Annotated in this window: 7 protein-coding genes and 1 pseudogene; 7 read left to right on the forward strand and 1 reads right to left on the reverse strand. The window is 43.6% G+C overall.

The genetic code is table 11. The features are described from left to right. Position 1 precedes the first annotated feature (1 nt). The gene (locus HA044_RS05060) at positions 2–1,852 is read left to right on the forward strand and encodes a proline--tRNA ligase (RefSeq protein ID WP_187539860.1); all 1,851 of its coding nucleotides are present in this window, start codon (positions 2–4) and stop codon (positions 1,850–1,852) included. A gap of 374 nt (positions 1,853–2,226) precedes the next feature. On the opposite strand, the gene HA044_RS05065 is transcribed toward HA044_RS05060, so the two are convergent. Beyond that, on the reverse strand, positions 2,227–2,775 hold the full coding sequence (locus HA044_RS05065) for a DUF1307 domain-containing protein (RefSeq protein WP_187539862.1): 549 nt from the start codon (positions 2,773–2,775) through the stop codon (positions 2,227–2,229). A gap of 476 nt (positions 2,776–3,251) precedes the next feature. On the opposite strand from HA044_RS05065, the gene HA044_RS05070 reads away from it, so the two are divergent. The 6 genes and pseudogenes from HA044_RS05070 to HA044_RS05095 form a co-directional block, all read left to right on the forward strand. Then, positions 3,252–3,539, forward strand: a complete 288-nt coding sequence (locus HA044_RS05070; protein WP_003016069.1) for a WXG100 family type VII secretion target — start codon at positions 3,252–3,254, stop codon at positions 3,537–3,539. 130 nt (positions 3,540–3,669) lie between these two features. Further along, on the forward strand, positions 3,670–6,690 hold the full coding sequence (esaA, locus tag HA044_RS05075) for a type VII secretion protein EsaA (RefSeq protein WP_187539864.1): 3,021 nt from the start codon (positions 3,670–3,672) through the stop codon (positions 6,688–6,690). Continuing rightward, positions 6,687–7,142, forward strand: a complete 456-nt coding sequence (essA, locus tag HA044_RS05080; protein ID WP_187539866.1) for a type VII secretion protein EssA — start codon at positions 6,687–6,689, stop codon at positions 7,140–7,142. Before esaA ends, essA begins: the two co-directional genes overlap by 4 nt. Continuing rightward, entirely contained in the window at positions 7,143–7,385 is a 243-nt protein-coding gene (locus HA044_RS05085) for an EsaB/YukD family protein (protein ID WP_187539868.1), read from the forward strand. A gap of 1 nt (position 7,386) precedes the next feature. Then, positions 7,387–8,688 (forward strand): type VII secretion protein EssB, encoded by a 1,302-nt coding sequence (gene essB, locus HA044_RS05090; RefSeq protein ID WP_187539870.1) that lies wholly within the window; start codon positions 7,387–7,389, stop codon positions 8,686–8,688. Positions 8,689–8,691: 3 nt separating this feature from the next. Next, positions 8,692–10,561 (forward strand): annotated as a pseudogene (locus HA044_RS05095) (type VII secretion protein EssC); the annotation flags it as partial.

Consider the following 10,561-nt stretch of genomic DNA (forward strand, 5'->3'; position numbering starts at 1 on the left):
CATGAAACAAAGTAAAATGTTGATTCCAACGCTTCGCGAAATGCCAAGCGATGCTCAAGTCATTAGTCACGCTCTGATGTTGCGTGCAGGGTATGTTCGCCAAGTCTCAGCTGGTGTCTATTCTTACCTACCACTAGCTAATCGTGTAATTGAAAAAGCCAAGGGCATCATGCGCCAAGAATTTGAAAAAATCGGAGCAGTAGAAATGTTGGCTCCAGCTCTCTTGAGTGCGGATCTCTGGCGTGAATCAGGCCGTTACGAAACTTATGGGGAAGACCTCTATAAGTTGAGAAACCGCGAAGGATCTGACTTTATCTTAGGTCCAACCCACGAAGAAACCTTTACTGCTATTGTGCGTGATTCAGTGAAATCCTACAAACAATTGCCCTTGAATCTCTATCAAATCCAACCAAAATACCGTGATGAAAAACGCCCACGGAACGGTCTTCTTCGGACCCGTGAGTTCATCATGAAAGACGGCTATAGCTTCCATGCCAACTACGATAGCTTGGATGTGACTTACGATGAGTACAAGGCAGCTTATGAGCGCATCTTCACTCGCAGTGGCATTGATTACAAGGCCATCATCGGTGATGGTGGGGCTATGGGTGGAAAGGATAGCCAAGAATTCATGGCCATCACACCAGCCCGTACAGACTTGGATCGTTGGGTTGTGCTAGACAAATCGGTCGCTTCCTTTGATGAGATTCCTGCAGAAGTTCAAGAAGAAATCAAAGCAGAATTGCTTAAATGGATGGTTTCTGGAGAAGATACCATTGCCTATTCAAGTGAATCAACCTATGCTGCGAACTTGGAAATGGCGACCAATGAATACAAGCCAACCAACCGAGTGGTCGCTGAAGAAGCCATCGAACGTGTCGCAACGCCAGGTATGAAATCTATTGATGAAGTGGCAGCCTTCTTAGATGTTCCAGAAGAAGCAACGATCAAGACCTTGGTTTATGTTGCGGATGGTGAGCCAGTTGTGGCCCTTCTTGTCGGCAATGACCAACTCAATGAAGTCAAGTTGAAAAACTACCTGGGAGCGGATTTCTTTGAGCCGGCTACTGAAGCGGAAGTCAAAGAATTCTTGGGAGCTGATTTTGGCTCACTGGGTCCGGTAGACCTCCCAGAAACTGTCAAAATCATCGCAGACCGCAAGGTCCAAGACAGCCGCAATGCAGTCGTAGGAGCAAATGAAAATGGCTACCACTTGACAGGTGTCAATCCAGGTCGGGACTTCACTGCAGAATATGTGGATATCCGTGAAGTTCGTGAAGGTGAGATTTCGCCAGACGGAAAAGGTGTTCTCAACTTTGCGCGTGGTATCGAGATTGGTCACATCTTCAAACTCGGAACTCGCTACTCAGCCAGCATGGGAGCGGAAGTCTTGGATGAAAATGGACGTGCCGTTCCAATCATCATGGGATGCTACGGAATCGGTGTCAGCCGTCTTCTTTCAGCTGTCATGGAACAACACGCTCGCCTCTTTGTCAACAAAACACCAAAAGGGGAATTCCGCTATGCATGGGGAATCAATTTCCCTAAAGAATTGGCCCCATTTGATGTGCATTTGATCCCAGTCAATGTCAAGGATGAAGGAAGCCTGGCTTTGACCCAACGGATCGAAGAAGCCTTGGTGGATAAGGGTTACGAAGTCTTGGTGGATGATCGAAATGAACGCGCTGGTGTGAAATTCAGTGATAGTGATTTGATCGGCCTTCCAATCCGCGTAACAGTTGGTAAGAAAGCAGCGGAAGGCATCGTTGAAGTGAAAATCAAAGCGACAGGAGATACGATCGAAGTTCATGCGGACAATCTCCTTGAAACTCTTTCTATCTTGAATAAATAAGCTAAGAGAGTGGGACAAAAAGATTTTGATTTCAGGAATCCTTTATTATAAATTTTTAAAATCGATAGATTAAACAAAAAAGCGAACAAAAAGAGCATTCCGAGTGTTAGAAAACTCTTTTTGTTCGCTTTTTATATTTAAGGTTAGACTTTTGTCCCAGACTCCTTAATTGTTTTTGGGTTGTCGAGCAAGACGCAGTGGTTGAGTGGGCTCTACTACACTGATTTCATCAGCTTTTACAGCCCTACTCAACTGTGCGGAGGTGGGACGACGAAATCGAATTCTAATGAATTACCGATTTCTGTCCCACTCTCTAAAAAATAGACTAAAATTCATCAACAGGTAAAAGTTAAAAAATGAATTAGATAGCTAAATTATTCTTCTGTCAAGCCTTGCTCTTTGATAGCTTCAAAAAAATCTTCGGGTTTATCTTTTAATCTTTCAAAGATGGTACCCTTCTGGTCTGTCACGCCAAAAGCAGCAGCAGCTTCATCTACATCCATTTTTGACAAATCAAAAGTGACAGATTGCTGAACGGTTTTTTTATCTGCAGAAATTTTAACCTCTAAGTCAATCCCTTTGGTTTTGTTCACCGCTTCAAATTTGGGACTGCTTTTCATGTCTTCTTGATAAAGATCAGCTAGCTCTTTGCGGCTTTTATCTTTTTCCGCTTCAGGGATCTCTTTTTCCTGAATGAAAGAAAAAGAAGTAACCTTATCTTTTTGATAATAGACTTTGATTTTAGTAACGGAATCCGCACTTATTGCCCTTGAAAAAGTTTTCGTCTTCACCTTTTCTTTTATGGATTTATTTTGTCCCTGATTCTGAGTTTGTTTTGGTTTGTTTTCTTGTTTGTTCTGACTAAGCGTACCACAAGCTGTGAGAGTCAGCAGACAGGCGCTGGCTAGTAAAAATTTTTTCATAAACACTCCTTTTAGGATTTCATTTGTGTTTAGCATCCTTACAAACAGGCTTCTAAACTGTTTCCATTATACCATAATGAAAACAAAAATGGTAATTTATGCAATTTATTAATTTATTTCTAGAAAGTATACAATTAAATTAACATTTTTAATGGATGTGTTGAATTAACATATAGAAAAAGATGGAGGTATAATTTCTTTGTATTGTTACTAAATAAAGACTGTTGGAGAAAGGCTTTTGAGGAAATTGTTACATTTCTGTGACAAATAATTACAGAGCTGTAACAAAGTTACAATGTTTTATCAGATGGTCCTCTCATCTTGACATTCAAGCAATATTTCATTAAGATAGTGTTAAGTAAATAATACAGACAAGGAGAAAAAGGTAAAATATACAGTTATCTGGTATTTTACTAATTCGTACTAAAGTATTGTTTATGAAAAAAATAAGGGTATTAGCCCAAAAGGAGAAACATATGGCTCAAATTAAATTAACTCCAGAAGACCTACGTGCTTCAGCACAACGCTATGCACAAGGTTCTCAAGAAATCGATCAAATCCTTACTACTTTGACTCATGAACAACAAGTCATCGATGCAAACTGGGATGGATCTGCATTTGATAGCTTTGAAGCACAATTCAACGAATTGTCTCCAAAAATCAAACAATTCGCTCAATTGTTGGAAGACATCAACGGTCAATTGATCAAGGTTGCTGATATCGTTGAACAAACTGACCAAGATATCGCAGCACAAATCCACTAAGATAGTCTTGGAGGTGATCTTACTTCTCGTAGGTAGATCACCCTTTTGTCTTTTGATATATAGAAAATAGGGGTTAGATTCTTAATTCCTAACCCCTATTTTGTATCTATGATTAGAAAAAGGAAAAGGTATGGAAGCAAAACATAAAAAATGGTTAAAATACATCGGTCAAAGTGCAATGGTGCTCCTTTTGATGGGAACTGTTGTCGGTTTATATACGTCTGTTCAGAAAGATCAAAGACAGAGGGAAGCAAAGGCCGTCCAAACTAAGGAAAATACCAAGCTCAACATCGCTGTAGTGAATGAAGATAAAGCGGTTAAGTTAAATGACAAAGAGTACAACCTCGGTGCGAGTTATGTAAAAAACATCGAGCGGGATAACTCACAAAACTGGTCGGTCCTTCCTCGTGGAGCAGCTGAAGCGGGACTTGCCGACGGAAAATATCAATTGTTGATTACAATTCCAAGTGACTTTTCTGAAAAGGTCCTTGAAGTCAATGCGGTCAATGCAGAAAAGACGACAGTTACCTATAAGGTCAATGCTGCTGGAAATGCGCAAGTTGAAAACGAAGCCAATAAAGTTGCAAAAGATATTGTATCAGATCTCAGAAATCAGTTGGTGGATATGTATATGGTCAGCATTTTGAGCAACCTCTATACAGCTCAGAAAAATGTTGAGACAAGTAACAAGGTACAATCGACCAATATCGGTTCTTACCGGAGTAATTTGTTGGATTCAGCTCTGGATTCAAAGAATATTTTCCCAAGTCTTTATAGTTTATCGACGTCATCTGTCGAGTCAAATAACGCCTTGAAAACAGTTCTTGAATCGTATACACAGGCTTTTGACCAATTAAGCCAATCTCAAAGTCAATATGGTCAGAATTTTGATAGCTTGATCAAGCAACGCTCAAGTGACAAGATCAGCCATGAAGAATTCATGAATCAGCTTATGACCATGAAACAGTCTGTGTTGAGTACACAGACGCAGGATTTGTATAAAAATCTGCAACAAAATCAAGACGCTATTACCAAGCAATTGAACAAACCGGCTGAAGGCGATACCTCTGGGACAAAAACTTATGCAAGTTTGACCCAGGATGTTAATGATCGGATTTCTGAACTGGAAAAAGGGATCCAAACAGAGCGCCAAAAACTGGATGATCATGAAAAGAACATCGCAGCTTCTGTAAAGGCGAAAATCTTAGACTACTATGGTCTCAAAGAAGGCGACAAGGTGACCCTTCGTACCTTGCTTGGAAAGAAAAGTATCGATACGATTAGCAAGTTACGAACCAAAGCAGATGATGACATTCGTCAAGCAATTGAAAAACTTCCGTCTTTAGACCCAGCTAGTCTCAACTTGAATAAGTATGGAAATCTCAACGCAGCGATTGATTTTGATAGTACTTTTGCTGCTGGAACAAAGGCGCAACCGAAAGGGAACGCCGATGATTTGAAACGATTGGCTGCTGAAGTAGATGCCAAATCAACTGCAGTTGCAACGATCCTCAATGCCAAATCTGGGAAACAGAAGGTTAGTATCCAAGTACCTACTGGAGTCAAGGTGGATACCTGGACCTATGATGGGACGACGTATGCAGGTAACGCTGAGCAGGAAGTCGAACTAAAAGATGGCAAACCAATTCAAATTCACCTCGCTGAAAATGGAGGGGCCATGCCAAGTACGATTGATGTTGACGTCCTTGTGAATGGGGTTTCTTCTACCAGTGTGACCGTTTCTGCCGAAGACTTAAAATCAGCTGTTGCCAACTATGCGACGAAAGCAAGTGAAATTGCTTTGAATTACCAACGCGCAGGAGCATTGATCGATGCCTACTATCCTGCAGATGAAAAAGGAAATCGCCATTCGATCTTCGATCCAATTGAGGATATGGATTTGACGGACGCTCTGGTCGATGTCGTGAAGACTGCAGTCGAAGGCAATATCAAGGAATACCGTACCAGTGTTGAAACAGACGGGAAAGGGGATGCGACTAAGGGCGTGAAGGCTCAATTAGACGATACTCTTAAACAATTGAAAGACTTGGGACCACAGTTGCAGGCCAACCTTGCAGCTATTGAAAATGCCAACAAAGATCTAACCACAAATATCAATGATCAATTAACACAATACGCTGAATTTCAAAAAAAATTAGAGGCTATCTCGACGGCGCAGGAAACAGACAACCAAGCGCAAACGAAGACAGACGCAGACTTGTCATCTCTCGGTTCTGAATACACCTCTCTTTTGAGCTCAACCGAAGGGGTTAAGAGTTCTTCTAGAAGCAATGTCGAAGCTGCCAATTCTACCAATGAAATCTTTAACCAATTGAATAAGGAATTGCAACGGGCACAAGGCAATACAGAGAAATTGTCCAGCAATGCAGAAAGCTTGATGGGTGAATTTGATAAGGAACTGTCTGAAAATGGAAACTTTGTCGAATCCTTCCGTAAAGTCTTCAACAATGCCTATGAAAACGGGGTTCCAAATGAAGTCTTGCTGGACTTCTTGTCAAATCCTGTTGCAGAAAAATCTTCTTCTGTCAAAGCCACTATCAACGTCTACCGTCCATTTATCTGGATCTTTATGTTGGAAGTTTTGAGCCTCTTTACGGCTTATCTCTTTGCGACACAACCGATCATCCGCAAGGTCAAAGACCGCTTTAAGTTGGATCGCTTGCAAGAATCCGATATCTTGTCTGTTGGTGTCCTTGTAGGGCTTTCCCTCATCTTGGGCTTGGTGACTGGTATGGTTTCAAGTATTCAACTCTCAGTTGGTCGTGAATACGTGCCTTCTTGGGTCTTGTTAGCGGTATTGGCAGGCTTTGTCCTCGTACAGCTCCAATACTTCCTCTTGAAACACTTCCGTGTGATTGGAATGGGAATTTCCTTCTTCATGCTGATTAGCTATGTCTACCTGTCCAGTGCGATCGGAACGACCGCAACCTTGTCCGGTCTTCCAGCCCTTGTGAAAAATGTCAACCTCCTTTCTATTTTAGAAGGACAGTTTGCGGGTTACTTTGATGGACAAACAGCCAGCTTTGGCGTCTTCTTTGGATTATTGGTCTTCTTTGGACTTCTAGCTGTGGCCAATATCTTCATTCCAAAGAAATTCACTCAAACAAAGGAAATTGAATCAAGCTTATGAAAAAAATGATGTATCTTCTCCTTGTTCTTAGTCTCTTACCAGTGGTTGTGGCGTCTGCAGATGATTTCATTGACAATCGTCTGCAGGTCAACAACTCACGCCTGGAGACGGATAAAGAAAAGACGCTCGGTGGCCAATTGGATGCGACGGAGTCTCTTTTCAACGAGAAGGATCAAAAAAAATTAGCAGATGAAAAACGCCAGCAAGAGAAACAATTGACCGATTCAGACGGCCAGTTGTTTTCTGCTATAAAGGCAAAGAAAAAAACAGGGCCTGAAGCGGACCTGTTTCAGCCAGGAAATCAGAAATTATCCAAATTTGAGTCCCACGAGGAGAACAATTCGGCTAGCTTGTCGGATTTCATCCCGGCCTTGCAAATGCTGGCTTGGAGCGTTCTTCTTTTTGGAACTGCTAGCTATATTTCCTATCGAATCTATAGAAAAGAGGCCTAAATGGACCAACATATCAATGTCACCTTCCGTATGAATGGTGCAAGTCATGACCTAAGAATTCCAACGCGGGTGGAGGTACGACGCTTGATTCGGGAATTGGATCAGATCTTTGGGTCTGCTCTAAAGCCTAGAAGCAAGTATCAGTTGCGCGTGGTAAATAAAGGCATCTTGCTGGATGAAGGCAAGGTGGTGCAAGACTATCCGATCACAAGTGGTGATCTGATCGAGATTGAGGAGTGGTAAGGTGAAAGAAGAACAATTTACACTGGAAGAACAAGTCTTCCGTTTTGAAAAAGAAGAAACCAGCTGGCGTCTGGACCTCAAGCGTTCAGAAGTGGATAGCCAGGATTTACGCAATTTATGGATTTTGGATCTCCATCATCCCTTGTTTTTAGAGCAGAGCATGACAGCCGATCAAGACCAGATTCATCTGACCTATCAGACAGATGCGCTGGGCTTGACTGCAGAAGAAATCAAGGAATTACCGGTATCAGACCGTCTGCGTCTAGCCATCAATGTCTTGGATTTGGCTCCGGCCTTGGAGCTTCCGGTGAACTTTATGCTTCATCCCATCAATTTGTTTGTGACCAAGGACGCCCAAGTCAAGATTGCTTACCGTGGGGTTCCGGGTATGATGGTGCCACACAAGTGGGATCAGGTGGAATTCTTGCGCCAGGCTAAGTGCTATGCTGTCACGCTTTTTGGGGACTGGGACTTCATGGAGCTCTATCAAGGGACACTTGAATTAGAAGATCTCCCTGATTTCTTGGTGGAAATCCGTGATGCCGCTAGTCTAGAAGAGATGAAAGTGCTCTTAGAGAAGGCTTACCAAGAGCGCAAGGAAGAAGAAGAAAAGACCTTGACCTTGGTATCCAGTCGTCAACACCGAATCTTTAAGTTGGCAACTGTTTGGCTTTCAGCTGTAGTGGCTCTCTTACTTTTGCCTTTGATCTATTTGGTCTTTTTCCAAGCACCTTTTAAAGAAAAATTGCTTCAAGCAGACACAGCCTACCTCAAGGTGGACTATACTGGGGTGATCGATGAGTTGGAAGGCGTGGCTCCAAGCAGTCTGCCAATGACACAGAAATATGAGTTAGCAACGTCTTACTTGCAAGGCTTGAATTTCTCAGAGGACCAAAAGAAGGTCATCCTCAACAACGTCACGCTGAAGTCCGATAGCCTCTATCTCCACTACTGGATCTATATTGGCCGTCATGACTTTACCCAAGCCCTTGATGCTGCTAAGCGGATCGATGATTCAGACTTGATCATCTATGCCCTTCGTAAGGAAATCAAGGCGACACGTGATAGTGAAAAACTCTCTGGTGAGCAGCGTGAAAAGAAACTCTCTGAACTAGAGGGCGAATACAAGAAGTACTGGGATGCCCGCTCTAAACTCTTGGAAGCAGAGACAGATGAAACCAAAGCTTCCACCAGTGGCTCAACAGCGGCGTCCTCCACAGCTTCCTCTACAGAAGCTTCCTCAGCAGAAAGCTCGTCTTCGACCGCCGCAAGCTCTAGTGCCTCTAGCGAACACAAGGAGTAGTCTATGAAAAAACGTATCATACTCTATAAAAAAGGTTTTCGCTATGAGCTAGCACTAGAAGAAGGGAAAACAGCGACCGTATCGAATCAAGAAACGGCTCAGTTGACCCTTGCTTCGCAAGAAAGTCCCCTTCATTTCCAATGGGATCAAGAAGAAGTCTTCTACCAATATGGGGAAGACAAGGGCGTGCTTGAAAACAGCAAGATTCTTGGGGATGTGGTCTGCTACTTGGCGACAGGGGAAGTCCATACCTATGAACTGCTCGACAAGGAAGAAATCCTCGTAGCAGATGAACAGGGTGCGGATGTGCGCGTGCATTATCCCGTGCGCTTTCTCCTTGTGAAAAAGGACCAGGCCTGGACTTGTCAGCTCTTATCCGGAAAGCTCTACCATAACCACAAACTCGTTACTGAAGCGACTGTTCCACTAGCTTTTGGGGATGAGCTGGCTATTGGAGATGTGACCTTTAAGCTCTATCCAGAAGAGCTTGGCGTGGAAGGATCGGTTGAAGTGAGTCCTTATCTGGTGCCGCGTTTGCATTCGCGCTATGACTTTTACAAGGATTATCCAGAGTACCACCGGTCTCCGCGGATCATCTACCGGAGTTCGGAAGACAAGATCTTAATCAATCCTCCGGGAGCAGAGCCTCAAAAACCATCCGATGAACTCTTGAAGTTGATCATGCCACCCCTCATCATGGTTGGGGTGACCCTCTTGATCACCATTTTCCAACCGCGGGGGCTCTATATCATCGCGACAGTCTCCATGTCTGTGGTCAGTGTGATCTTTTCGGTCCAAAGCTTCTTCAAAAATCGTAAGAAATACAAAGAAGACAAGAAAGAGCGCGTGGAGCTCTACCATCTCTATCTCAAGGACAAGGCCAAGGACTTGGAGCAGCTCTCTCGCAAGCAACGAGAAGGCATGTTTTACCATTTTCCAGCGATCGAAGACTTGACTAAGATGGTCAAACGCTATGACTCGCGGATCTACGAAAAAACACCGCTGCATTTTGACTTTTTGGCCTATCGTTTGGGCTTGGGCAAAGTCCCAACCAGCTATGAACTCAAATATGGTCAGGAAGAACGCAGTGGGAAGAAAGATGCCTTGGAAGAAGAAGGCTATGCCCTTTTCAAGGCCCATCAAAAGATCGACAATCTTCCGATTGTAGCTAGCCTTAATCGGGGACCGGTCGGCTATGTCGGTCCTCGTCCTATCGTGCTCGAGCAGTTGCAACTCCTGGTTGCTCAATTGGCAGTCTTTCACTCTTACCATGATCTGACCATTATTCCGATCATTCCAGAAGAGGAAAAAGAAAGCTGGGACTGGATGCGCTGGTTGCCTCATGCGACTCTGCAAGATATGAATGTCCGTAGCTTTGTCTACAATCAGCGGACACGCGATCAGGTCTTGAACAGTCTCAACCAAATCCTCAAGCTCCGCAAGGCGCAAAAAGAGGAAGAAAAAGCCAATGACACCAAGATCTTCCACCCTCACTATGTGGTCCTCATCACCGATGAGACTTTGATTTTGGATCATGTCATCATGGAGTTCTTCCGCGAGGATCCGACAGAGCTGGGCTGCTCCATTATCTATGTGGCAGACGTGCTCTCATCTCTTTCTGAAAATATCCAAACCGTTATCTCCATCAAGGACCGCAACCAAGGGCAATTGCTCTTGCAAGAAGGGGTTCTTCGTGAGCTGGACTTCCAATTGGACCACTTCCCTGAAGGTTATGACAAGGAAGCCATCTCGCGTGGGCTTGCGCCTCTCAAACATATCCAACAGCTCAAGAGCTCGATTCCAGACTCGGTGACCTTCCTTGAAATGTATCAAGCAGAAACGTTCAATGACCTCAAGGTCTTGAGTCGTTGGG

It is taken from the genome of Streptococcus sp. IMAU 99161 (genome assembly GCF_014435245.1).
Classification (GTDB): Bacteria; Bacillota; Bacilli; order Lactobacillales; family Streptococcaceae; genus Streptococcus; species Streptococcus lactarius.